The organism is Vibrio coralliirubri, assembly GCF_024347375.1.
Taxonomy (GTDB): domain Bacteria; phylum Pseudomonadota; class Gammaproteobacteria; order Enterobacterales; family Vibrionaceae; genus Vibrio; species Vibrio coralliirubri.
The window spans coordinates 222,792-247,731 of record NZ_AP025470.1; the positions used below are offsets into that span (position 1 = coordinate 222,792).

The window sequence follows — 24,940 nt, forward strand, 5'->3', positions numbered from 1 at the left end:
CCTCATTTAGATTTTATTATGTGAACATTCGCCGCTGGAATGTTCACATAATAGTTCTATGGTTTAGATTCAATTTGGCAAAAGCGCAACCAACGGAAATCCACAAAATAATCATGGTTAACCGTATTGGAGCCTAAAAAAGGGCTCCGTTTGGAGCCCTTTCTCGCTAACTTTATTCGTAGCGCTTCGCTTTATACTGAGGATGCATCAAATTTTCAACAGAGAAAATGTCATCAAGTTCTTCTTCGGTTAATAAACCGCGCTCTAGAACCACATCACGCACGCTCTTACCTGTCTCAGCACAGATCTTACCAACAATGTCACCCTCGTGGTGGCCAATGTATGGGTTTAGGTAAGTGACGATACCGATAGAGTTAAATACGTGTGATTCACATACTTCTTTGTTCACCGTAATGCCGTCTACACACTTGTCGCGTAGGTTCACACAAGCGTTTGTTAGGATGTCTAGAGACTCAAACATGCTTTGTGCAATAACGGGTTCCATTACGTTCAGTTGTAGTTGGCCGCCTTCCGCAGCGAAAGAAACCGTGTTGTCGTTACCTAGAACTTTAAAGCAAACTTGGTTTACTACTTCAGGAACAACTGGGTTTACTTTAGCAGGCATGATTGAAGAACCGGCTTGCAGTTCAGGTAGATTTAGCTCGTTCAGACCAGTACGAGGGCCAGAAGAAAGCAGACGCAAATCGTTACAAATTTTAGACAGTTTCACCGCTAGACGCTTAAGTGCGCCGTGCGTCATTACGTATGCGCCACAGTCAGATGTTGCTTCGATTAAATCTTCAGCCGCAACACACTCTAGGCCTGTTACTTCTGCTAGGTGTTTAACTGCTAGGCCTTGGTAACCCGGTGCTGCGTTCAGACCTGTACCGATAGCCGTTGCGCCTAGGTTAACTTCAAGCAGTAGTTTTGAAGTGTATTCTAGGTTTTTGATTTCTTCATTGATGGTTACAGCCCAAGCGTGGAACTCTTGGCCAACCGTCATTGGAACTGCGTCTTGAAGCTGAGTACGACCCATCTTCAAAATCGTGTTGAATTCTTGGCTCTTAAGCTCGAATGCACCTTTTAGGTATTCGATCGCATCAATCAGTTTACGAACGCTGTTGTAAACAGAGATACGGAAACCAGTTGGGTAAGCACAGTTTGTAGATTGGCTGCGGTTTACGTGGTCATTCGGGTTGATGAACTCGTATTGGCCTTTTTCTTTGCCCATAAGTTCAAGAGCCACGTTCGCAACAACTTCGTTTGCGTTCATGTTTACAGAAGTACCAGCACCACCTTGGAAAACGTCCGATGGGAACTGATCCATGCACTTACCCGTGTCTAGAATTAGGTCACAAGCTTGGATGATGTATTTAGCCACTTCGCTTGGAATTACACCTAACTCTTTGTTTGCTAAAGCCGCCGCTTTCTTAGTCATCACCATACCGCGAACGAATTCAGGTACATCTGAGATGGTTACATTTGAGATGTTGAAGTTTTCAACTGCGCGTAGAGTGTGGATGCCGTAGTAAGCATCAGCCGGAACATGACGTTGACCTAATAGATCTTCTTCGAGACGAGTAGCTTGAGGAGCTTCAACTTGAGCTTCTGATTGAGTAGCCATAACAGGATCCTTAGAGAATTATTCTGATTATATAGTTAGTTATTAGCCTATTCTGTGTGCAAATACTCCGTTCGCTAGAATATTGGGCTGATAAATCCGTCCTGACTTATGTGGCACATGATACTGTACTTAGCGCATAAAAATATTAAGTGGATCACCTTTTTCGGTTTTGTTTAGTCAATATTTTGCAAAGTTATTCTTGGTCAATAAACACGCTTATTTACAGGATAAATTTGAGATTGTTAGGGCTTTCAGCGTAAACTGCAAGTAACAAAGGAGGGCGTGTGTTTCCTATCTTATTATTACTATTTATCTTCGTACCCATCATTGAGATTGGGCTATTTATTCAAGTTGGTGGCTTCTTAGGATTGTGGCCAACTATTGCGTTGGTTTTGATCACTGCATTTGTGGGTGCATCGCTGGTTCGTAGCCAAGGCATTCAGACACTTATGTCTGTGCAAGGTCGTTTGCAACAAGGCGAAATGCCAGCACAACAGATTCTTGAAGGCGTGATGCTTGCAGTTGCCGGTGTATTGCTGCTGACTCCGGGCTTTATGACGGACGCACTCGGTATGTTGGTACTGCTGCCAGCACCAAGAGCGATGATTGCCAAGAAAATGATGGAAAAAATGGTGGTGACCAATATGTCTGGTGGTTTCCATGCGGGTGGACAAGCTGGTTTTGGCCAGAGTCCATTTGGACAAGATCCATTCAATCGCGATCCATCTGACCAATCAAAAGACGGCAACACCTTTGAAGGTGAGTTTGAGAAGAAAGACGACGACAACGATCGTAATCGCTTAAACTAATTAATCTTTTCTCTCTCTTTATTTAGAGGGAAAACAGAAAAGGCTCTTACCTTTATCCTTCGCAAGAAAGTGATAATGGTAAGAGCCTTTTTTATTGTCTGTCGCCTGCTGTTACTTACTGTTTATTATCGATAACAGATAACAGATAACAGATAAGCTTGAGCGTTCGGTTATACCGCGCCTTCAAAACCCATTTGTCGCCATGCTTCAAAAGCAATGATTGCCACTGCGTTAGATAGGTTGAGGCTGCGTGCGTCTGGCATCATTGGAATACGAATGCGTTGTTCCATTGGCATGCTTTCGATGAACTCAGCAGGCAGCCCGCGAGTCTCTGGGCCAAACATCAACACATCACCTTGTTGGAATTTCGCATCAACGTGGTGGCCTGTCGTTTTAGTGGTGCAAGCAAAGATGCGGAAGTCACCCTCGCGTTCATTCTCAAGATACTCAAGGAAAGCTTCTAGGTTCTTGTGACGCTTAACTCGTGCAAGGTCGTGGTAATCCAAGCCAGCACGACGAACCTTCTTCTCTTCAAAATCAAAGCCAAGCGGTTCGATAAGATGCAGGTTTGCGCCGCAGTTAGCACATAGGCGGATGATGTTACCCGTATTGGGTGCAATTTCTGGTTCGTATAGAGCGATATCAAACATGTTGGTTCACAAGAATAATCAAAGATAGCCCGAGTATACGGTGGCAAGCTGAGTGAGTACAGTTCGCCACCGTCACCATTCGCTTAAGCTTGATTTGCTAGTGCTAGTGCTAGTGCTTGCGCGTAGTTTTCAGATACGGCATTCCAATTCACCACGTTCCACCATGCATTGATGTAGTCAGGGCGACGGTTTTGGTAGCTGATGTAGTAGGCGTGTTCCCAAACATCGAGCGCAAGAATCGGTTCGCCATCACTGGCTACGGTATCCATCCACGGATTATCTTGGTTCGAGGTTGAGATGATCTTCAGTTGTCCTTGCTCTACCACTAGCCAAGCAAAGCCAGAGCCAAAGGTATTGATCGCCGCTTGAGTGAACTGATCTTGGAATGTCTCGAAATCTCCGAAGGTACTCTTGATAGCCTCGCCAAGCTCGCCCGTGGGTTCGCCACCGCCGTCTTGCGACATGCAATTCCAATATAAGATGTGATTGTAGTAGCCACCACCATTGTTACGCACGGCAGGGCTGTGCTGAGATATGTTGGCGAAGATCTCGGTCAGAGATTGCTGTTCTAGCTCGCTGCCAGAAATCGCCGCAACAAACTTATCGTAGTAGGTTCTATGGTGCTTGCTGTAATGCACTTCCATCGTCTTAGCGTCAATGTAAGGCTCTAGGGCATCGTAAGCGTAGGGTAAAGCAGGGAAAGTGTGCGACATGGTAAATCCTCCATAATTAGAGGATTTACCATAATGATAATAGCAATCATTATCAACTGTGATCTTTGTGGGGGTATTACACCGGTAAGATAGGCAGGGTGATTTCGAGTTGTAATCCACCTAACTGGCTACGGGTTGCGGTGATGGTTCCGCTGTGTTGGCGAATCGCACTCTCGGTAATGGTGAGCCCAAGCCCAGTGCCGCCAGAATTACGATCACGGGCAGTGGAAACGCGATAGAAAGGTCTGAAGATAGAATCCAATTCATCATCAGGTACACCATCGCCATTATCGTTCACACAAATCGTCAGCTGATCTTGTACAACGTGGAACTGTACATCGACTTGGTCTTTACCGTAGTAGATGGCATTGCGTGTAATGTTGTCTAGCGCACTCATCAGCAGTTTAGGGTTGCCCGAAATAGAGCGTTCTGGGATCTCCGAGAACGTCAGTTGTTTGCCCATCTGTTCGGCTTCAAACTCTGCGTCTTTTAAGATCTCTTCCCATAGGCTCGAGATAGGTTGAACCTCACGAGTAATATGGCTGTCGACCTGCATACGAGATAGCGTCAGCAGCTCACTGATCATCTGTTCCAAACGCTGAGCTTCGGTATCAATGCGTTCTAACTCTTGGCTCTCACCTTGTTTACGAATCGCCAGTGCATTGGCCATGCGAAGACGTGTCAGTGGCGAGCGGAGCTCGTGTGAGATATCAGAGAGCAGGCGTTGTTGCCCCGAAATCATCTGGTTCACCGCTTCTACCATCTGGTTAAAGCTTTCACCGGCTTGTCTAAACTCTGATGTACCTTTTTCGAGTGTTGGATCGACCTCGAATTGACCTTTCGCCACGCGTTGTGCTGCGCGCTCGAGCCTGCGTGCGGGTTGACTCAGTGCCCAAGCTAGCCAAAGTAATAGCGGGGTACTCGCCAGCATAACCGCAAGCAGTAACTGCAGAGGTCTATCAAACAGACGTAACAAGAATGGCGGTGGTTGAGTCCACTTGATTCCGGCGTACATCAACAACTCTTCACCCGCGAGTTTTATGGGTACTGGACCTGCCACCATGTAGTGTCCGTACAGTTTTTGTTTCGGCACTTCAGGGTTATCTATCGAGGTAACAAAGTTACGGATCGCTTTAAGTTTGTAGTCTGAATGCCTTTTTGAGGTAAGGACTGCGCCCTCAAGGTCGGTCAGGTAGATGCGAGCGCGAGAATCCTTGCGGCTGCGTGGCGCCTCCAGTTGGAAGACAATCTTGCCCAGATTTGGTTCTTTGGCGTAGCGTTTCTCTGTGATTTTAGCGATACGCTCGAGTTTATCGAGGTGATCTGCGGGCACATCTCGCGCGACTCGAGGGTCTAAATGGGGAAGTGACAGCACCGACAAAAGCACCAGTAACATGGTGAACCAAAAGATAGCAAAGATACGTCCATATAAGCTGGTGATTTTAGGTATACGCATTAATCTTCCTCTACCAATAAGTAGCCACGGCCTCGCAAGGTTTTGATGCGTGATTTACCGTCAGTGCGCTCAGGAATCTTCTTACGTAAATTAGAGATGTGCATGTCTATCGCACGGTCAAACGCTGCGAGCCTTTTACCTAACACATCTAGGCTCAATGCTTCTTTGGTGATCACTTGCCCTGGGTTTTGGATAAGGTGGCTCAGTAGTGCGAACTCGGTTGTGGTGAGGTCGATGAGCTCACCATTGCAGTAGGCTTCTTGTTTACCCGGAAAGACTTCGATGTCTTGATATTGAACTCTATCACTGGCCGCTTTAGGCGCGGTGGCGGTTTGAGTTCGACGCAAGATAGCTCGAATACGCGCTAACAACTCTCGGTCACTGAAAGGTTTAGGCAGGTAATCATCCGCGCCAAGCTCCAGACCAATCACACGGTCGATCTCTTCGCCTTTTGCGGTCAGCATCAGCACTGGTGTTTCCCAATTTTCTCTCAGTTTCTTTAGTGTTTCCATGCCATTAAGACGCGGCATCATCACATCTAAAAGAATCAGGTCAATCTCATCATTGATAGCTTCAAGTCCTGCATAGCCATCATTGGCTTCGGAAACAGTGAAGCCCTCAAAGCTCAGAATGTCTTTGAGTAAGCTGGTTAACTCGGTGTCGTCATCAATAAGAAGAATGTTCGCCATTGGGAAGCCTTAATCGGTTATCTACTATTTACAGGTTAATAATACTGCTAATTATTCGTCAACTTTCACTCTTTACGATTCTTTACGCTTTCTAAACGTCACTTTACGAGGGAAAGACTAATCTATATCTAAGCGCTGAGGAACAGACGCAACACATGACTTATTATACCGAATTGAGGCAACAATTATGAAAATGACTAAGAAACTTGTACTAGCAGCTGCGGCACTTCCACTAATGTTAGGTACAGCAAGCGCGTTCGCATATGGCGGCGGCGATAAAGGCGACCACAAAGGCATGCACGGTAAATGTGGTGGCTTCGATAAGAAAGTGATGCGTCAACTAGACCTGACTGATGCACAAAAAACAGAATTGAAAGAGATGCGCGAAGCGAATCGTGCAGAGATGAAAGAAAAACACGCTGGCAATAAAGCCGATAAAATGGCGAAAATGAAAGCGCACCAAGAGAAAGTTCAAGCATTAGTACTGGCAGACAACTTCGATGAAGCAGCAGCAAACGACCTAGCAAGCCAAATGGTTGAGAAGCAAACTGAGCGTCGCGTAGCAATGCTTAAGAAGCAACACGAAATGATGAGCGTACTAACGGCTGAGCAAAAGACTCAACTGAAAGAAATCCAACAAGAGCGCCTGACTAAGTGTGCTGAAAAAATGGAAAAACGCATGAACAAAGACAAGTAATTCATTGCTTGAGAAATCAGCGTTGAATGACAGTGTTTAGAAAGAAGCGGCCGAGTGCCGCTTTTTTTGATCCTTAAAAATGAATGTTTTACATCATAGCTGTCATATTCAATTGGTTGTTTGCAGGTTATACTTTGTGCTATCAGTCACTTTATAGCCAAGTTATGAAACAAGAATACGCACGTTTAGTTACGCTCGCCGCTTGGGCAGCCACCACCATCGCCACTATTTTATTGATAGTGAAAGTCGCAGCGTGGTGGGTGACAGGTTCTGTGAGTCTGTTGGCTTCCGTTGTGGATTCAATGTTGGATATCGCGGCCTCTGTCGTTAACCTTATCGTGGTTCGTTATTCTCTGCAGCCTGCCGACAAAGAGCACACCTTTGGTCATGGTAAGGCTGAATCACTTGCTGCATTAGCGCAGGCGATGTTTATTTCAGGCTCTGCATGTTTCCTTATTCTCAATGGTATTGAGCGCTTCTTCCGACCTCATGAACTGAACTCTCCAGAGATTGGTATCTACGTCAGCTTATTTGCGATGGTGATGACCTTCGGTTTGGTTCGATTCCAAAAGCATGTGGTCAACAAAACAGGCAGCCAAGCTATTGCGGCCGATTCACTGCATTATCAATCAGACCTTTATATGAACGCCGCGATCATGTTGGCATTGGCATTGAGCTGGTTTGGGATTGGTCAGGCGGACTCAGTATTCGCGGTCGGTATCGGTATCTACATTCTGTACAGCGCTTATCAAATGGCGATGGAAGCGGTTCAGTCTCTGCTTGATCATAAGCTGCCAGATGATGAGCTGAAACAGATTAAAGAGACATCATTGAGCGTGGAAGGCGTGTTGGGTGTGCATCAATTACGAACACGTCGTTCGGGGCCAATTCGCTTCATTCAACTGCATCTAGAATTGGAAGATAATATCCCACTTATTGAAGCGCATCGCATTTCTGACGAAGTAGAGGCTAAGCTTATCTCCGTGTTCCCTGATGCTGATGTATTAATTCACCAAGACCCGTATTCGGTCGTATTTGGACCAGAGAAGCAGCAGAAATTCCACTCGTGGTAATGCGTGCTAAAAATCAGCGGGCAAATGGTAAGTGAGTGGCTTTTGAACTAAAGTGAGTAAAAATTATTAACTGTTAGGTGATTCAAAAACCACCTTAGTAACAATTAATGTTGATTCTGATGTGAATCAACAAAGTTATTGAGTAAAACTGTAATACTCTTACAGAAGTAGAAATGTTACATAATTTTACGCGATTTGAGTGCTATTCCTGTTGAGGAAATGTAACATAACGCACAAATATAGATTTAAAATCTTGTTGATATACAATCAGCAAGAACAAGAATTGAATAATAGATTCCCAAAAATCGAGGGTGAGCATGATTAAGAAGATCGGTGTTTTGACCAGTGGTGGTGACGCTCCAGGTATGAACGCAGCAGTTCGCGGCGTTGTTCGTACTGCGTTATCAGTTGGCATTGAAGTTTACGGTATTTACGATGGCTACCAAGGCCTTGTTGAAGACCGTATCGAAAAGCTTGACCGTTCAAGCGTATCTGACGTGATCAACCGTGGTGGTACTTTCTTAGGTTCTGCACGTTTCCCTGAATTTAAAGACGTTGCTGTTCGTGAGAAAGGCATTGAGAACCTTAAGAAGCACGGTATCGAAGCACTTGTTGTTATCGGTGGTGACGGTTCTTACATGGGTGCTAAGAAGTTGACTGAAATGGGTTACCCATGTATCGGTCTTCCAGGCACAATCGATAACGATATCGCGGGTACTGACTACACAATCGGTTACCTAACAGCGCTTAACACTGTTATTGATTCAATCGACCGTCTACGTGACACGTCTTCTTCTCATCAACGTATTTCTATTGTTGAAATCATGGGCCGTCACTGTGGTGACCTTACGCTTATGTCAGCAATCGCGGGTGGTTGTGAGTACATCATTACTCCAGAGACTGGCTTAGATAAAGAACAGCTTATCAGCAACATCCAAGACGGCATTGCGAAAGGTAAGAAGCACGCAATCATCGCTCTAACTGAGCTAATGATGGATGCTAACGAACTTGCTAAAGAGATCGAATCTTCAACTGGTCGTGAAACTCGTGCAACAGTTCTTGGTCACATCCAACGTGGTGGTCGTCCTACTGCATTTGACCGTGTACTTGCTTCTCGCATGGGTAACTACGCTGTTCACCTTCTTCAAGAAGGTCACGGTGGTCGTTGTGTTGGTATCGAGAAAGAAGAACTTGTTCACCACGACATCATCGATTGTATCGAGAACATGCAGAACCCAGACCGTTCTGAGCTGTTCCGCGTTGCAGAAGAGTTGTTCTAAGCCACGCTTAGCGTTCGCTTAAAGAATTTAAAAACCGCTGATTGTTCAGCGGTTTTTTTGTACTTACCGTTCTTTTGATTCATTGCAAAATCCCCTCCTAGCCTCCCCTTATGTCAGGTTTCCAGATCCCTTTAGCTTTCTTTGGAAAGGGGAGGAACCGTTCCGTACTTGTTGGAGCATATACCGGCTACAACAAATCTTAGCTATTAACGTGAGCTTTCCAATTAGCGATTCATGGAACATTGTGTGGTGTCAGTCAGCCTAGGAAATTAAGTGAACAAAGAAAGTTCTCCCCCTTTATCTTAGATCGGCAGGGTAATCGAAAATTTTGAAATAAGGGGGAGTTAGAGGGGGATGTGTACACAGAAGTTTATTTGGGGATTGAACTCATGATCTTCACCAAAACTTCCTCAAGGTTCTGATTAATCTCATTATTGGTAAAGCGAAGCACCTTGATTCCAAGCTTGTTTAAGTCTCGTGTGCGCTGATGATCGTAAGCCTGAGCTTGTTCTGAAAAGTGGCTATTACCATCTATTTCAATGGCCAGTTTTAGTTCACAGCAGAAGAAATCTACGACGTACTTTCCGGTGCTATGTTGTCTGCGAAACTTAATACCAAGCTGTTTTTTCCGTATATAAAACCATAGCTTGCGTTCTGGTTGAGGCATGTTGTTTCGGAGCTGTTTTCGAAATGTGTTTAGATGAGCTTGTGTATAAATCTTCATAACGCAGTCCAATAAACCGGAATGTTATTAAGTTACAAAGAGCTCAGTACAAAAAAGAGGTTGTTGGTGGTGGTTTTCGAGCGAGATCAAAAAAGGCCAACCCAGGTTGACCTTTCATCTAATCTAAACAGTGACGTTTAAATTAAGCTTTTGCTTCAGCTGCTGCTTTAGCGATAGCTGCGAAGCTTTTCGCGTCTAGAGCTGCGCCGCCAACTAGAGCACCGTCGATGTCTGGTTGTGCGAAGTAAGCTGCTGCGTTTTCTGGCTTAACAGAACCGCCGTATTGGATAACAACTTTCTTAGCAACTTCTTCAGATTTCTCTGCGATGTGTGCACGGATTTGAGCGTGGATGCGTTGTGCATCTTCAGCTGTAGCTGCTTTACCAGTACCGATAGCCCAGATTGGTTCGTAAGCGATGATAGCGCCTTCAAGAGCTTCAACACCTTGAGTGTTGATAACAGCGTCAAGTTGACGAGCACATACTGCAACAGTTTCGCCTGCTTCGTTTTGTGCTTCAGATTCACCGATACAAAGAACTGGAGTTAGGCCGTTCTCTTTTAGGAATGCGAATTTCTTAGCTACGAACTCATCGGATTCGTTGTGGTATTCACGACGCTCAGAGTGACCGATGATGATGTGAGATGCGCCGAACTCTTTAAGCATTGCTGGAGACATGTCGCCAGTGAATGCACCGCTGTTGTTTAGGTCAGAGTTTTGAGCACCTAGGATGATCGCGCTGCCCGCTTCAGTAAGCGTACGCTCTGCTAGATCAACGAAAAGTGCTGGTGGAGCAACTGCTACGTCTACGCCTGTTACGCCTTCAAGTTCAGCGTTAAGACCGTTTAGTAGATCAACAACCATTTCTTTGCTGCCGTTTAGTTTCCAGTTACCCATAACTACAGGATGACGCATAGGAATATCTCCAAAGTATTTAAATAAATCGAATGTAAAAAAGTAAACTTTATTACGAAATAATATAACAGATTAATATCAACAGATCATGACTGTGGTCATGACTTTCTTGGATCTTACTCAATGGTCAGAGTAGATTTTGAGCATATATCAGTGATCCGGCAGACAGAATAATAGCTAACTTCTCGGATTTTTCATCGTTAGTTGTTATTAAGGGACAAACGATTGCGTTAACAACAGGAAGTAACAATGCCGAATCTAGTTCTAGAGTACTCCAATTCAGTGGATGAGCGAGTAAATATCCAAGGCTTACTGGAAGATCTTCACCAAGTCGCTCTCACATGTGGCTTGTTTGATGTGCCGTCAGTGAAGTCTCGTTCATTGCGCTGCCACAATTGGTTGGTCGGTGATGAGGAAGATAGTGTAGACTTTATTCATATCAGCTTTGAGTTACTTTCGGGACGAACGGAAGAGCAAAAGCGAGAATTGTCACGATCGTTAATGCAGGTCCTGCAAGAACAAGCGAGTCATGTAAGAAGCTTAACGGTGAATATTCGTGATATGGATAAAAGTTGCTTTCAAAAAGTAATAAACTAACCATTGCTGCTGACTTTTAGCGGCGTATAAATTTGAGTATTTAAGATGTCGATGAAAGAATTACTGCTCTCTTTCAAGGGGAGAATTGGTCGTAAGACTTACTGGATTTGGAATATTTTCTACTACATAGCGATTACCGGTTTTGCTTCTGGTATCTCTGTGTTGTTCCCTGCTTACTCTTATATCCTGCTACCAATCTTCCTATTGATGCTTGTGATTCCAGATCTGGCGGTAACCGCTAAGCGCTGGCACGACCGCAATAAGTCTAATTACTGGCTACTATTGAATGTGCCATTAGTATTGGGTCGTTTAGCTTCGCCAATGGCTGCAACGACGACAGAGTCGGTATCGCCAATTCATATGGCGGCAACCGTCGCGGCATTAGTGTGTGGTTTGTGGATTCTAATTGAGTGTGGCTTGTTGAAAGGCACAGAAGGCCGTAATGACTACGGCGAAGACCCATGTAAATATTGAACAGCGAATCAATAAGAAGGGAGCATTACGCTCCCTTTTTTCTTTTTAGTACTTACTACTTTCAGTACATTTTAGGTTCGGTATTTGGCTTAAAAGGCACGACATTTTCAGGCAGAGATTCTTCAAAGCCGCAGCGCCCTTCGAGTGCATCTTGGAACTTACAGACCTGGCAGCGTAGCTCTTGCATGAGTACGACATTAGCATGGTGTGGGTTTTTACAACGGCTAACCACTAAGTCGATGTGACTTTGTTGTGCGCGAAGTCGGTCTTGCATCACGTCTGAAGCCGAGCAGATCATCTGTTCGCACATCTCGTGTTTGAATTGATTGAATGCTTTCGGATCGCTTTTCGCGAGTTGGACAAGTTCATCAAAGGGTGGTAGTTTTTGAGAGGGTTGTGGATGCGCCATCATTCCTTCCTTAGCATTAAGCGTGTTTCATATGCTCTAAGCTTAAGAAAGAAATCTGTACAAATTTCAATCTATTTGTGTTTTCTCAATATTGAGACGGTATTAATCGCTTACCGTTACAATCAAAGTGCGGGTGTTAAGGTATAAGTACAGCGTCGTTCGCCAGCAATGATGTGTTCTGTACGGCTCACGTGGCACTCATCTTTTAGTAACTCAGTAAACACATTGAGCTCAGATTGGCACAGACTAGGGCAGCGAGTTGCAGCCTTACAGATAGGGCAGTGGTTCTCAATCAAGATGTAGTGATCATCATGCTCTTGAAGCTCAGCCATGTAGCCTTCGTCTTCACGAAGTTGGGTGAGTTTTTTAAGCTTGCTGATGAGTGAATCACAGTCAGACAATGCAGTTTGATACTGCTTAAGTGTGTGTTGTTCACGCTCGGCAGCAACCTTAGCCAGTCCTTCTTTACCAAATAGATTCTCCACAGCATCAATCACTTGAATCGTGAGTTCACCATGTCGGTCTGAAAATTGGCTATGACCTTGTTGAGTTAGGGACCAGTGGCGAGTCGGGCGACCCACTTTCACTTTCACATCATGAAACGCAAGAATACCGTCATCTTCCAGGCTTTGCAGATGTTGCCTTGCACCCATTGTCGTCATGCCAAATTCTTCTGACAGTTGTTTCGCGGTTACCGCGCCTTGACGCTTAATGGTCTGTAAGATTTTGTCGCTTGTTTTCATACTATCCCTACCTCATGAACCCTACTATTATGAGGCAAGGTGTTTATAAAGCAAACCATTTACTATATTGATAGTAATTTACTCGATAGATAGCGTTATACTCTATTGGCTGCCATGGTGAGATTCTGCTGCGCTAATAAAACAAAAGGCTGATACTTGGTATCAGCCTTCGAATATTCTGTTTAACCGAGTTTTGGCTTACAGGATATGACCTACTACTTCTGGGTCTTTACGCTCTAGGTAGTGGATAGATTTGATGCGGCGAATCGTACGGCAACGGCCACGGATAAGCAGAGTTTCTGTGGTTGCGATATTACCTTGACGAGAAATACCTTCTAGCAGGTCACCCTTAGTGATGCCTGTTGCTGAGAATACAACGTTGTCGCTGCGTGCCATGTCTTCCATCTTCAACACGATACCCGCCGTTACGCCCATTTCTGCGCAGCGCTCAAGTTCAAGTTCACCGTGCTTGCGGTTTTCTTCTGTGTCACCTTTAACTTCATGACGAGGTAGAAGACGACCGTGCATGTCGCCGTCGAGTGCGCGAATTACCGCAGCCGAAACCACACCTTCAGGTGCGCCGCCGATGCAGTACATGACGTCTACTTCGCTGTCTGGCATACACGTTAGGATAGAAGCCGCAACATCACCGTCTGGCACAGCAAATACACGAACCCCCATTGCTTGCATATCGGCGATGATTTGATCATGACGAGGCTTAGCAAGCGTGGTTACGACTAGAGTATCAAGTGTTTTACCTAGTGCTTTAGCGATGTTTTCTAGGTTTTCTGTTAGTGGCAGTTCTAGGTCAATCACGCCTTTAGCGCCAGGGCCAACAACCAACTTTTCCATGTACATATCAGGCGCTTTAAGGAAGCTGCCTTTTTCGCCTGCCGCCAATACAGCCAATGCATTTGATTGGCCCATTGCTGTCATGCGTGTTCCTTCAATTGGGTCAACTGCGATGTCGACAGCGTCGCCGCCCACACCTACGTTTTCGCCGATGTACAGCATAGGTGCATCATCGATTTCACCTTCGCCGATAACAATCTCACCGCTAATTTCGGTTTTGTTTAATAGGCTACGCATTACTTCTACAGCAGCGCCATCTGCAGCGTTTTTGTCGCCACGGCCAAGCCACTTGTAACCAGCCAGTGCTGCACCTTCTGTGACACGAGAGAATGACATTGCTAAATCGCGTTTCATGCGGACTCCAAAATTTTCAAAGGGGGAATAGAAATTTCGCGGCGAATTTTACCATATCCAAAAGGAAACGTTTGCCTTTTTGTTTTTTGGAGATTGCTCTCGATCAATTCGCAGTGGAAAACAGTTATTATTCATCAAAATAATCGGTTTGCCGTTGTGGTGGTAATCGTTCACGTCAATATTCGGTAAAAAGCGCTGTTTTTTTCATCGAATGGCGCAAAATATCGAATATATTGAGTGTTTATCCTTGCTCTGCTGAGTAGAATGGGGAAATAAGTGGAGTGAACCTTCACCATCAAACGGATAACTTAAAGGTAGGCCAGAATGTCTTTTGAAGTACTAGAGCAGCTAGAAGCAAAAATTCAAACAGCAGTAGATACAATTGCACTTCTTCAAATGGAAGTGGAAGAGCTTAAAGAAGAGAAACAAGCACTAGCAACAGAAGCTGGTGAGCTTAAAGCAAGCCGTCACGAGCTAGAGCAAAAAACTCAGCAAATGCAGGAAGAGCATTCAGCATGGCAAGATCGCATCCGTAACCTTCTTGGTAAAATGGATGAAGTAGAGTAATCGACTCTTCAGATTTAAAAAAACGCCCGCTACTCAGTAGCGGGCGTTTTTGTTTGTGTTCTAATACTTCGTATTCTTAAGCTTTGTTTTAGTATTCAAAGCCGAGTGAGTTACTCGACCTCTTCTTCTTCAACATCCAGATCAAGTTCTACATCTAAAGGCTCGGCAGAAAGAATGATGCCGGTGTTGTCTGCGTAGAGGTAATCTTCGGGTAAAAAGGTCACGCTGCCAAAGTTCACTGGAACGTCTAGTTCACCAACACCTTCTTGGCTCGCACCAACAGGGATAGAAGCCAAGGCTTGGATGCCTAGGTTCATGTCTTCAAGCTCATCGACTTCACGAACGCAGCCGTAAACCACAATTCCTTCCCACTCATTGTCTTCGGCAAGTAGGGCAATCTCAGCATCGATCAGCGCTTTACGTAGTGAGCCGCCACCATCGATTAACAACACACGCCCCAGACCGTCTTGCTCTAGTACAGAGCGAATCAAAGCGTTGTCTTCAAAACACTTTAATGTCGTGATCTGTCCTGCGAAAGATGCACGTCCACCGAAGTTGCTGAACATTGGCTCCACGACATCAACTTGATCCAAATATATGTCGCACAGTGCTGAAGTGTTGTATTCCATTAGTATACCTTTTGAACAATGAGCTTACTTTGAGTATATCGGCGCTTGATCCCTTTGCAATGATTAGTCTCATTTAACTCAATAGAGTTTGAGCTACGACAACCCCTGCAAACAATAGGTTAGTGACCAGTGAGCATTTCACAATCACGGGCATCATTGGTGCAATTTGCGCTGGCTTTTCGGTTTCCCAAACAGCTTTGCCATGTTTGTAAACAATGATAATGCTCAGCAAAAACGGCAGGCTGATCCAGACCGGCTTTTCTTGAATAAGCAGGTAGATAGCGAAAGACGCAAGGGCGAGGCCAAGCAGAGCAAAATGGTAGTGTTTGGCTTTGCGTTGCCCTAGGCGAACCGCCATGGTGCGCTTACCGCATTCGCTGTCATTTTCGATATCACGCATGTTGTTGATATTGAGTACAGCAACCGCCATCAAGCCACAGCCCAATGCCGGAAGGAATAGGCTTGGTTCAACGTGACCAGTGTGTAAGAAGTAAGTCCCTGAAACACCTAACAAACCAAAGAAGATAAACACCGATAAGTCGCCAAGGCCGATATAGCCATAAGGCTTATTACCGACGGTGTAAGCGATGGCAGCAATAATGGCTAATACGCCTAACGCAATGAAAGATAAGATACTTTCAATCGAGGTTAAGGCATGAAAAATAAGAATCAGTCCAGCGACCATGGTAAACACGATGTTGAGGATGATCGCTTGCTTCATGGTTTTCGCCGTCACCGCACCAGATTGCATCGCACGTGTTGGCCCCAGACGATTTTCATTGTCTGTGCCTTTTACGGCGTCGCCATAGTCATTGGCTAGGTTCGATAAAATCTGTAATAGGGTAGCGGTTAAAAATGCCAGTAGGGCTATCGATAAAGAAAACTGACCACCGGCGAACGCTAAACTACTTCCTGTAAGAATAGAGACAAGTGCGAGAGGCAGAGTTTTTGGTCGTGCGGCATCAAGCCAGATCAGTAGAGATTGTTTCATCGTAGGTCTAATTCTTTGTAAGTCTTCGTTTCATACTGTGATTTGAGTATACGCCCATTTTTCGGGTAATAAAAAGCCCACTCGAAAGTGGGCCTTGAATTCGCTTATTAGCTGCTATTTCTTTGAGATAGAGCAATAAGTTGGAGTTTCGTGTGCTACAGGATGAAGCGGCTTAGGTCTTCGTCTTCAACGAATTCGCAAAGTTTCGATGTTACGTAAGCTTCATCAATCACTAGCTTGCTGCCAGCTTTGTCTGTTGCTTCGAATGAAATCTCATCCATTAGGCGCTCCATTACCGTGTGTAGACGACGCGCACCGATGTTCTCAGTGGTTTCGTTTACGCGCCATGCTGCGTCCGCAATCTGGTTGATGCCATCTTCAGTGAACTCAATGCTGACATCTTCTGTTTTCATTAGGGCAATGTATTGCTCTGTTAGCGATGCTTTTGGTTCAGTCAGGATGCGTTTGAAGTCATGTGCTGAAAGCGCTTCAAGTTCTACGCGGATTGGCAGACGACCTTGTAGCTCAGGGATCAGGTCAGATGGCTTAGCCACTTGGAATGCGCCTGATGTGATAAACAAGATGTGGTCAGTTTTCACCATGCCGTGCTTGGTTGATACTGTGCTGCCTTCGATAAGAGGCAGTAGGTCACGCTGAACACCTTCGCGAGATACGTCTGGGCCTGAGCTGTCGCCACGCTTACAGATTTTGTCGATCTCATCGATGAATACGATGCCGTTGTTTTCAGCGTTGAAGATCGCGTTCTCTTTTAGCTCTTCTTGGTTCACAAGCTTCGAAGCTTCTTCTTCCGTCAGTGCTTTGAATGCGTCTTTGATTTTCATCTTACGCTTTTTCTTGGTGTCGCCTGCTAGGTTTTGGAACATGCCTTGCAGCTGGTTCGTCATCTCTTCCATGCCTGGAGGTGACATGATTTCAACGCCCATTTGCGGCGCAGCGACATCAACTTCGATCTCTTTGTCGTCTAGCTTACCTTCACGCAGTTTCTTGCGGAAAATCTGACGAGTGTTTGAAGAGGTGGTGTCTTCAGTGGATTGCTCGTTCTGGCCCCAAGCATCACGTGCTGGTGGTAGAAGGGCATCAAGAATACGTTCTTCAGCTTGTTCTTCTGCGCGGTATTGTACTTTTTCCATCGCTTGTTGGTGTGTCATCTTGATGGCAACGTCCGTTAGATCACGGATGATGGTCTCAACTTCTTTACCAACGTAGCCAACTTCGGTGAACTTAGTCGCTTCTACCTTAATGAAAGGCGCGTTTGCTAGTTTCGCTAGACGGCGAGCAATCTCAGTTTTACCGACACCCGTTGGGCCAATCATTAGGATGTTCTTTGGCGATACTTCAACACGCAGGCTTTCTTCAAGCTGCATACGACGCCAGCGGTTACGCAGAGCGATAGCCACTGAACGCTTAGCGTTGTCTTGGCCGATAATGTGGCGATTGAGTTCGTGAACAATTTCGCGAGGAGTCATCTCAGACATGGTTTTTCCTTAATTCTTTAATCACTGTTGAATACAACGTTATTGATGGAAGCGGTCGTTACTCTGGCTTTGGCAGCTCAACGGTGCTTTCTAGTTCTTCAATAGTGTGGTGATGGTTGGTGAATACACAGATATCGCCTGCAATGTTCAGCGACTTTTCTGCGATTTCACGCGCATCTAAATCAGTATTTTCTAATAGTGCAGTAGCTGCTGCTTGAGCGAAGTTACCGCCCGAGCCGATCGCAATCAGGTCGTTCTCTGGTTGAACTACGTCACCGTTACCTGTGATGATCAGTGAAGCGGTCTCATCCGCTACTGCTAACAGTGCTTCTAACTTACGTAGAGCACGGTCGCTACGCCAATCCTTCGCTAGCTCAACGGCAGCTTTGGTCAGGTGGCCTTGGTGCATTTGCAGCTTGCTTTCAAATTTTTCGAATAGCGTGAAAGCATCAGCAGTACCGCCAGCAAAACCTGCCAGTACTTTGTTGTTGTATAGGCGACGTACTTTACGGGCATTGCCCTTCATTACAGTATTGCCTAGAGATACTTGTCCATCACCCGCGATGACGACTTTATTATTACGACGTACAGATACAATGGTAGTCACGAGTAGGGCCTCTTAATATTTCTTATCTTTGGGTATAAAAAGTATATGAGGATGGTGCTCGGATAATTCAAGGAAGGGTGAGTGATGTCGTGCAAACTTATCGGCGGAAGTTGTAAGGAAATTTGGTTAAAGGGGAGGGGGATAAAAGAAAACCTCCACAATGGGAGGCTTTCGCTGTTTGATTTTCGGCTTTTATTAAGACAAAGACTGCCGCGGAATCTAAAACTACTCGGTGTCTTTCCAAATAGCACAAGGTTCAATTTTCGCTCGTTGCAGCTTATGGCGGTCGCGTTCTGCGTCACGCTTCAGCTTGTATGGCCCTAGAACCACACGGTACCAGCTACTGCCATCTTTCTTGCGGATCTCACTCGAGATACCTTGGAAGGCAATATCCAACTTACGTGCTTCTGCCTGCGACGAGGTTTTGTAAGCGCCACACTGCATGATGTAAGGGATCTTAGAGATCTGTTGCTCTTTGGCTTTTACTTCAATCTCGCGGCTTGGCAGCGTTTCAACGTAGTCCCACTTCTCTTCAGGAGGCGGCGGAATCACTTTCGCTGGTTTTGGCTTAGGTTTTGGTTTGGTTGCCACAGGCGTTGGTGCTGGCGGCTCAGGATCATTACTCAATAGGTAAAGTCCGTAACCAAAACCACCGGCAAGGAGGATCGCCAAAAGACCACTGCGCCAAGGTTTACGGCGAGGGGTTTGTTTTTTGGTTGGTTTTTTCGTGCCACGACCACGCTTTACATAATCTCTATTAGCCACAAGACAATTCAATAGTTGCTGATTCTGCCCTCATGGTAATCCAGATTGCGCGAGGATAATAGTGCAGAAATGGAAGCGGCACATCAAAATGTGCCGCAGATTTGTAAGGGTATTTCTGAGGGTTACATTCGAGGTGGCGCTGTACTGCCTCGAACCACTAATTTAGCTTCAAGCAGACGCGAACCTGCTTGCACATCGTTGCCCTTCAATAGATCAAGCATCATCAACATCGCTTGGCGTCCAATCTCATAACGAGGCTGAGAAATAGTGGTTAGCGGTGGATCGCAGTATTGTGCGAATTGGATGTCATCGAAGCCGACAATCGATAGATCTTGAGGAACGCGCAAGCCCAGCTTCTTCGCTTCTTGAATCGCGCCAATTGCCATCGCATCGTTGTGACAGAAGATAGCCGTTGGTTGTTCAGGCAGTGCCAGTAATTGACGAACTGCTTGAGCGCCCGCTTCAAAGGTGAAGTCACCTACCGTACTGTAAGCTGGATTCATAGAGACTCCAGCGCGGCGCAGCGCTTGTTGGTAGCCTTGTTGACGGAACTTACACAGCGTTGCAGATACTGGGCCTGAGATTTGAGCGATGCGTTTATGACCTAACTGAGCTAGGTAGTTAACCGCTTCAAAGGCAGAGGTCAGGTTATCGATGTGTACCGTAGGCAGTTCAAGTTCAGGGGCAAACTCACACGCCATCACCATCGGCGGTAAATTCTTTTGTTCAGGTTTGCTGACATCAAACGGATGGTCCGTGCCCAGTAGCAACATGCCGTCAGCTTGTTTGGTGAAAACTAAGTTAACAAATGAAGACTCGCGCTTCTTTTGCTGGCCGCTATCACCCAGTAGAACAAGGTAATCATTTTCTACTGCGGCATCTTCGATACCACGAATGATCTCGGCGAAATAAGGGTCACAGATATCAGGAACAATAGTGATGATGGTTTTTGATTCGTTGCGACGTAAGTTTCTAGCTAATGTATTGGGTGAGTATCCAGCTTCAAGTACTGCTGTTTCCACTCGTTTGCGAGTTGAAACTGAGACTTTCTCAGGGTTCATCAATGCACGTGATACCGTGGCTGTTGAGACGCCTGCTAGCTGGGCAACATCCTTCATTGTCGCCATAAATTAAACCCTCTTTTAAGTTCCTTTGTCGCCTAAGTATCTAAGGCGTGAATAATAAATGTAATCGAATAGATATTATGAAAGTGTTGCTAACACTTTTTTTATTGCAATATTTTATTCGTTTAATCCGTGTAAAGTTACGGCTAGATTAACAAAAATCACATGACTAGTGTGAAGTTGCTCACGAGAAATATGAAATATTTGTGAACAAACTTATCATTAGTTTTAACCCAAGTGGGTTTAGCTCAAATCTTGCGGTTCAATATCGAGTGACCAGCGAACTTTTTTCGCAGCAGGTAACATATTGATGGCCGGCTTGGCACTCATTAATAGCTTCTGCATTAACGAGCGCGTCTGAGTTTGTAAGATTAACTGCCAGCGCGATTTGCCCGCTCGTTTTGCTAACGGAGCCGGGGTTGGCCCTAACACCATGCAATATTGGTCAAACAGTGGATGTGATTCCAATGTGTGGCGAACCTGACGCAAGAACTCTTCCACCAAGCGAGTGTCATTGGCTTCTGCTCTAAACAGCGTCATAAAGGTATAGGGCGGTAACATTGCCTGCTTACGCTCTGCCAGTGCCGTCTGAGCAAAGTGGTTGTAGTCTTTGTGTAGCAAGGCTTGCAGTAACCCATGTTCTGGATGGTGAGTCTGTAAGATCACCTCACCGGGCTTGCTTGCTCGTCCTGCGCGCCCCGCTACTTGGATGAATAGCTGGGCAAGACGTTCAGACGCTCGGAAGTCACTGCTATATAAAGAGCCATCCACATCCAATAACGCCACAAGTGTCACGTCAGGGAAATGGTGACCCTTAGCAAGCATCTGCGTGCCGATAAGAATTTGGTATTCACCTTTACGAATCGACTCTAGTGCGCTTTCTAAGCTGCCTTTACGGCGGGTGCTGTCGCGGTCAATACGAATGGTTTTGTATTCAGGGAATAGTTGGCCAAGCTGAGCTTCTAACTGCTCGGTACCGACACCTACTGTCACTAAGTTCGCAGACCCACAACCTTGGCAATTGTGCACGATATGCTGCTGAGAACCACAGTGGTGGCAGCGCATCTCATTACTGTATTGGTGATAAGTATAGTAAGCATCACAACGTTTACACTCGGCAGTCCAACCACAATCGTGACACATCAATGCGGGAGAAAACCCTCGGCGATTGAGGAACAGCATCACTTGGTTGCCTGCTTTGAGGTGTCTTTGCATCTCTGCAATTAACGACGCAGACAAACCACTTTCTAGATATTCACCTTTAACATCCAACACCTTATTGGTGGTCGGCAGTGCGACACCCGCACGTGAAGTGAGGGTGAGATAACTGTATTTACCGATCTGAGCGTTGTGCAGTGTTTCAAAGGCCGGAGTCGCCGAGCCTAACACTACTGGAATCTGCGCTTTATGAGCACGCATGATCGCCACATCACGAGCGTGGTAGCGCAGGCTATCTTGTTGTTTATAAGACGCGTCGTGCTCTTCATCGACAATGATAATGCCTAGGTCAGCAAATGGCGTGAACAGAGCCGAACGGGTACCAATCACGATGCCCGCTATTTTATCGCGCGCCGATAACCAAGCATTCAGTCGCTCAGAATCGTTTAAACCTGAGTGGATAACCTCAACAGGCACATTAAAGCGTCGCTTAAAGCGGTTAATCGTTTGAGGGGTGAGGCCAATCTCGGGCACAAGCACTAACGCTTGTTTACCTTGGTCGAGAATCGGCTTAATCATATTCAGGTAAACCTCGGTCTTACCTGAGCCAGTGACCCCCTCTAACAGGAAACAACCAAAGTCGGTTTGGCTATTTACGGTCGCAATCGCGATGGCTTGTTCTGCATTGAGCTTAGGTTTGTCTTGGTCGTTCTCAAGTTCAACCGGCCACGGTTGGCGTTTCGGCTTTTTCTCTAACGATTCAATCCAGCCTTTCTCTTCAAGCGTCTTGAGTACGGCACTGCCTACATCTTCATCAATGAACTCTTGATGAGGAACCGGGCCGTGCTCAAGCATGTGCATCACTTTTGCTTGCTTGACCGCGCGACCAAAACCTTGCATCAGTTGGTCTTTGCCTGATGGTGTTAACTGCCACTCAACCAGCGTCGCGAAGTCGGCGGCTTTGCCTTTTCTTAGGGCGCTCGGAAGGGCGTTAGCAAAGGTTTCGCCAAGCGGGTACTGATAAAACTGACTGCACCACATTAACAGTGAATAGACAGATTCCGGCCAAACAGGTTGATTATCTAACAAGGCTTTAATCGGTTTGAGCTTGTCTAGCTCGAATTCAGATTCGTTAACCAGAGCCGTGACAATACCGGTTAAGGTTTGTCGTCCAAAAGGCACAGAGACTCGTCCACCAATAATCGGAAATAGGTGGCTTGGAATCTTGTAATCGAACTGCTTGTCGAGTGGAACAGGCAGTGCCACGCGGGCAATCATTGGACGCATAAAGGGACGGCTTTATCTGAGTTGACGAGAGCGAACAGTCTAAAGGATAAGGCGGTTAAATTCGAGAAGCAGTTTGGATGAAGGCGGCGAGTTAGCGTATACCGACAACGACAGCCCGAAATCTCAGGCCGATAAAGGAAATAAAGAGAGAATTGGTGAAAAATGTATCAAATCGGTTGATCCTGCCTTATAGATTCATTACTATACTGCGCCTTAAAGGTATGGCTTCATCACTCTTTTGTGTCGATGCGGTGTCTTTATTTCTTTTTTTAAACTACGTGTGGTGTGCGGCTTAGAATCGTATAGCGACACGGCCTACTTGAGGTTATCCCATGAAAGCTGGAATCCACCCAGAATACAAAGCAGTTACTGCAACTTGTTCTTGCGGCAACACATTTGAGTTCAACTCAACGCTAGCAAAAGAATCAATCCACCTAGACGTATGTGACAAATGTCACCCGTTCTACACTGGTAAGCAACGTATCGTAGATACTGGCGGCCGTGTTGATCGCTTCAACAAGCGTTTCGGTGCTCTTTCTAGCAAGAAGTAATTCTCGCTATTTAGACATGAAAAAGGACACTTCGGTGTCCTTTTTTGTTGCCTGCAATTTGAGAAAGCACTGACTTTCATTCAAGCTTCAATCCCGCCTCACGATAAGTTGCCTACCTTTCTATTGCAGGGCAATTCCTTGCGTATCTCTCTGCACCAAAATTCAGCTCGAAAGTTCAACAAGCGATAGTAATTTCAACTGCTCACTGGTCTTATTAGTAGTGAAATCTCGTTTTTTAATGAGACAGAGGCTCCAACCACCTAGGAACTTTGAAGTACATCCATTAACATGAACAAGATCCCCCAAATAATAATATCCTAGGAACCTACACCTATGTCTGAAGACAGCAGCCAAGCTCAATCCTCTCAAGAATTATCACCTCAAGAACAATTCCGTCAGCAAGCTCTTGATTACCATGAGTTCCCAATTCCAGGCAAAATTGCCGTAGAACTGACGAAGCCTGCAAACTCTGCAGAAGACCTAGCACTTGCATACAGCCCAGGCGTGGCTGAGCCTGTTCGCGAGATCGCACAGAACGTTGATAACGTTTATAAGTACACAGGTAAAGGCAACATGGTTGCAGTTATCTCTAACGGTACAGCGATTCTTGGCCTAGGTAATCTTGGCCCTATTGCTTCTAAACCTGTTATGGAAGGTAAAGCGCTCCTGTTTAAGCGTTTTGCTGGTTTAGATTCTATCGATATTGAAGTAAAACACCGCACAATCGATGAGTTCGTTGATACGGTTGCGAATATCGCAGATACATTCGGCGGTATTAACCTAGAAGACATCAAAGCACCAGACTGTTTTGAGATTGAACGTCGCCTGATTGAACGTTGTGATGTTCCGGTATTCCACGATGACCAACACGGTACAGCGATTGTAACGGCAGCGGGTATGCTGAATGCGATCGAACTTCAAGGTAAGAAACTTGAAGAGTGTAAGATCGTTTGTTTAGGTGCTGGCGCAGCAGCGGTTGCTTGTATGGAGCTACTGATTAAGTGTGGCGCTCAGCGTGAAAAAATCTACATGCTTGACCGTAAAGGTGTGATCCACACTCGTCGTGATGACCTAAACGAATACAAAGAGCTGTTCGCAAATAACACTGACAAGCGCACGCTTGAAGATGTTATCGAAGGCGCTGACCTGTTCTTGGGTGTATCGGGTCCTAACCTACTGCCTGCTGAAGCACTAACGCTGATGGCTGATAAGCCAGTTGTGTTTGCATGTTCAAACCCAGATCCAGAGATCAAGCCTGAGCTTGCACACGAAGTTCGTTCTGACCTAATCATGGGTACAGGCCGCAGTGATTACCCTAACCAAGTAAACAACGTACTTTGTTTCCCATTCATTTTCCGTGGTGCACTAGACGTGCGTGCGAGCGAAATCAATGACGAAATGAAGCTGGCGGCGGTTAAAGCGATTCGTGAACTAGCGAAAGAAGAAGTTCCAGCTGAAGTACTAGCAGCTGCGGGCGAGACTGCACTGGAGTTCGGTAAGGGTTACATCATTCCTAAGCCAATGGATCCACGTCTACTTCCACGCGTAGCACGAGCAGTTGCGGAAGCGGCTGTTGAATCTGGCGTAGCTCGTATCGAGATGCCTGCTAACTATATGGCTTAATAGCTGTTGCTCTATTGAGCGAAAAAGAATAATAAAAAACCGACTCATAGGAGTCGGTTTTTTTATGTCTATCATTCACAGCGTA

26 protein-coding genes are annotated in these 24,940 nt (G+C 45.7%); 9 read left to right on the top strand and 17 right to left on the bottom strand.

Features of this window, described 5'->3' with window-relative positions; genetic code table 11:
- Positions 1-172 precede the first annotated feature (172 nt).
- Entirely contained in the window at positions 173-1,624 is a 1,452-nt protein-coding gene (gene aspA, locus OCV20_RS01000) for an aspartate ammonia-lyase (RefSeq protein WP_019821539.1), read from the bottom strand.
- A gap of 284 nt (positions 1,625-1,908) precedes the next feature.
- Here aspA and OCV20_RS01005 point away from each other — a divergent pair, with 284 nt between their 5' ends.
- On the top strand, positions 1,909-2,433 hold the full coding sequence (locus OCV20_RS01005) for an FxsA family protein (RefSeq protein WP_012604974.1): 525 nt from the start codon (positions 1,909-1,911) through the stop codon (positions 2,431-2,433).
- 170 nt (positions 2,434-2,603) lie between these two features.
- Here OCV20_RS01005 and trmL read toward each other — a convergent pair whose 3' ends face one another.
- From trmL to OCV20_RS01025, 4 genes are all read right to left on the bottom strand, one after another.
- On the bottom strand, positions 2,604-3,083 hold the full coding sequence (trmL, locus tag OCV20_RS01010) for a tRNA (uridine(34)/cytosine(34)/5-carboxymethylaminomethyluridine(34)-2'-O)-methyltransferase TrmL (protein WP_009844716.1): 480 nt from the start codon (positions 3,081-3,083) through the stop codon (positions 2,604-2,606).
- Between the two features lie 83 nt (positions 3,084-3,166).
- On the bottom strand, positions 3,167-3,796 hold the full coding sequence (locus OCV20_RS01015; RefSeq protein WP_086775582.1) for a superoxide dismutase: 630 nt from the start codon (positions 3,794-3,796) through the stop codon (positions 3,167-3,169).
- Between the two features lie 76 nt (positions 3,797-3,872).
- Positions 3,873-5,252: an envelope stress sensor histidine kinase CpxA gene (cpxA, locus tag OCV20_RS01020; protein ID WP_048605430.1), complete on the bottom strand. Its 1,380-nt coding sequence runs from the start codon at positions 5,250-5,252 to the stop codon at positions 3,873-3,875.
- The gene (locus OCV20_RS01025) at positions 5,252-5,941 is read right to left on the bottom strand and encodes a response regulator (protein WP_017063670.1); all 690 of its coding nucleotides are present in this window, start codon (positions 5,939-5,941) and stop codon (positions 5,252-5,254) included. Before OCV20_RS01025 ends, cpxA begins: the two co-directional genes overlap by 1 nt.
- A 187-nt stretch (positions 5,942-6,128) precedes the next feature.
- Between OCV20_RS01025 and OCV20_RS01030 the strand changes: the two genes are divergently transcribed.
- The 3 genes from OCV20_RS01030 (at position 6,129) to pfkA (ending at position 8,991) form a co-directional block, all read left to right on the top strand.
- Complete coding sequence (locus tag OCV20_RS01030; RefSeq protein ID WP_086775581.1) at positions 6,129-6,638, top strand: CpxP family protein; 510 nt, start codon at positions 6,129-6,131, stop codon at positions 6,636-6,638.
- A 164-nt stretch (positions 6,639-6,802) separates the two neighbouring features.
- Positions 6,803-7,711 (top strand): CDF family cation-efflux transporter FieF, encoded by a 909-nt coding sequence (gene fieF, locus OCV20_RS01035; RefSeq protein WP_029235400.1) that lies wholly within the window; start codon positions 6,803-6,805, stop codon positions 7,709-7,711.
- 317 nt (positions 7,712-8,028) lie between these two features.
- Entirely contained in the window at positions 8,029-8,991 is a 963-nt protein-coding gene (gene pfkA, locus OCV20_RS01040; protein ID WP_017061160.1) for a 6-phosphofructokinase, read from the top strand.
- A gap of 370 nt (positions 8,992-9,361) precedes the next feature.
- Here pfkA and OCV20_RS01045 read toward each other — a convergent pair whose 3' ends face one another.
- Positions 9,362-9,715 carry an endonuclease domain-containing protein gene (locus tag OCV20_RS01045; protein WP_086775580.1) on the bottom strand — a complete coding sequence of 118 codons (354 nt, stop codon included), beginning with the start codon at positions 9,713-9,715 and terminating at the stop codon, positions 9,362-9,364.
- 142 nt (positions 9,716-9,857) lie between these two features.
- Positions 9,858-10,628 carry a triose-phosphate isomerase gene (tpiA, locus tag OCV20_RS01050; protein ID WP_017061158.1) on the bottom strand — a complete coding sequence of 257 codons (771 nt, stop codon included), beginning with the start codon at positions 10,626-10,628 and terminating at the stop codon, positions 9,858-9,860.
- A 249-nt stretch (positions 10,629-10,877) separates the two neighbouring features.
- Between tpiA and OCV20_RS01055 the strand changes: the two genes are divergently transcribed.
- The gene (locus tag OCV20_RS01055; protein ID WP_050632402.1) at positions 10,878-11,225 is read left to right on the top strand and encodes a 5-carboxymethyl-2-hydroxymuconate Delta-isomerase; all 348 of its coding nucleotides are present in this window, start codon (positions 10,878-10,880) and stop codon (positions 11,223-11,225) included.
- Between the two features lie 45 nt (positions 11,226-11,270).
- Entirely contained in the window at positions 11,271-11,699 is a 429-nt protein-coding gene (locus OCV20_RS01060) for a DUF805 domain-containing protein (RefSeq protein WP_086775579.1), read from the top strand.
- A 61-nt stretch (positions 11,700-11,760) separates the two neighbouring features.
- Here the strand turns inward: OCV20_RS01060 and OCV20_RS01065 are convergent, their stop codons facing one another.
- The 3 genes from OCV20_RS01065 to glpX form a co-directional block, all read right to left on the bottom strand.
- Entirely contained in the window at positions 11,761-12,108 is a 348-nt protein-coding gene (locus OCV20_RS01065; RefSeq protein WP_048614960.1) for a DUF3135 domain-containing protein, read from the bottom strand.
- A gap of 122 nt (positions 12,109-12,230) precedes the next feature.
- The gene (locus OCV20_RS01070; protein WP_048614957.1) at positions 12,231-12,851 is read right to left on the bottom strand and encodes a helix-turn-helix transcriptional regulator; all 621 of its coding nucleotides are present in this window, start codon (positions 12,849-12,851) and stop codon (positions 12,231-12,233) included.
- Between the two features lie 198 nt (positions 12,852-13,049).
- A complete protein-coding gene (gene glpX / locus OCV20_RS01075; RefSeq protein WP_048605418.1) occupies positions 13,050-14,057 on the bottom strand; it encodes a class II fructose-bisphosphatase in 1,008 nt (335 codons plus the stop codon).
- A 324-nt stretch (positions 14,058-14,381) separates the two neighbouring features.
- Here glpX and zapB point away from each other — a divergent pair, with 324 nt between their 5' ends.
- Positions 14,382-14,624 (top strand): cell division protein ZapB, encoded by a 243-nt coding sequence (gene zapB / locus OCV20_RS01080; RefSeq protein ID WP_008219652.1) that lies wholly within the window; start codon positions 14,382-14,384, stop codon positions 14,622-14,624.
- 110 nt (positions 14,625-14,734) lie between these two features.
- Here zapB and rraA read toward each other — a convergent pair whose 3' ends face one another.
- From rraA to priA, 7 genes are all read right to left on the bottom strand, one after another.
- Positions 14,735-15,253 (bottom strand): ribonuclease E activity regulator RraA, encoded by a 519-nt coding sequence (gene rraA / locus OCV20_RS01085; protein ID WP_017071322.1) that lies wholly within the window; start codon positions 15,251-15,253, stop codon positions 14,735-14,737.
- Between the two features lie 73 nt (positions 15,254-15,326).
- The gene (locus OCV20_RS01090) at positions 15,327-16,244 is read right to left on the bottom strand and encodes a 1,4-dihydroxy-2-naphthoate polyprenyltransferase (RefSeq protein ID WP_050619834.1); all 918 of its coding nucleotides are present in this window, start codon (positions 16,242-16,244) and stop codon (positions 15,327-15,329) included.
- A gap of 155 nt (positions 16,245-16,399) precedes the next feature.
- On the bottom strand, positions 16,400-17,740 hold the full coding sequence (gene hslU / locus OCV20_RS01095) for an HslU--HslV peptidase ATPase subunit (protein WP_086775578.1): 1,341 nt from the start codon (positions 17,738-17,740) through the stop codon (positions 16,400-16,402).
- A 58-nt stretch (positions 17,741-17,798) separates the two neighbouring features.
- Positions 17,799-18,347, bottom strand: a complete 549-nt coding sequence (hslV, locus tag OCV20_RS01100) for an ATP-dependent protease subunit HslV (protein ID WP_004729692.1) — start codon at positions 18,345-18,347, stop codon at positions 17,799-17,801.
- A 225-nt stretch (positions 18,348-18,572) separates the two neighbouring features.
- A complete protein-coding gene (locus OCV20_RS01105; RefSeq protein WP_086775577.1) occupies positions 18,573-19,112 on the bottom strand; it encodes an SPOR domain-containing protein in 540 nt (179 codons plus the stop codon).
- A 122-nt stretch (positions 19,113-19,234) separates the two neighbouring features.
- A complete protein-coding gene (gene cytR, locus OCV20_RS01110) occupies positions 19,235-20,239 on the bottom strand; it encodes a DNA-binding transcriptional regulator CytR (RefSeq protein ID WP_017103629.1) in 1,005 nt (334 codons plus the stop codon).
- Between the two features lie 240 nt (positions 20,240-20,479).
- On the bottom strand, positions 20,480-22,681 hold the full coding sequence (priA, locus tag OCV20_RS01115) for a primosomal protein N' (protein ID WP_086775576.1): 2,202 nt from the start codon (positions 22,679-22,681) through the stop codon (positions 20,480-20,482).
- A gap of 332 nt (positions 22,682-23,013) precedes the next feature.
- Between priA and rpmE the strand changes: the two genes are divergently transcribed.
- Positions 23,014-23,232 carry a 50S ribosomal protein L31 gene (rpmE, locus tag OCV20_RS01120; protein WP_004737142.1) on the top strand — a complete coding sequence of 73 codons (219 nt, stop codon included), beginning with the start codon at positions 23,014-23,016 and terminating at the stop codon, positions 23,230-23,232.
- Between the two features lie 333 nt (positions 23,233-23,565).
- Entirely contained in the window at positions 23,566-24,855 is a 1,290-nt protein-coding gene (locus OCV20_RS01125; RefSeq protein ID WP_017061144.1) for a malic enzyme-like NAD(P)-binding protein, read from the top strand.
- The last annotated feature ends 85 nt before the right edge of the window (positions 24,856-24,940 follow it).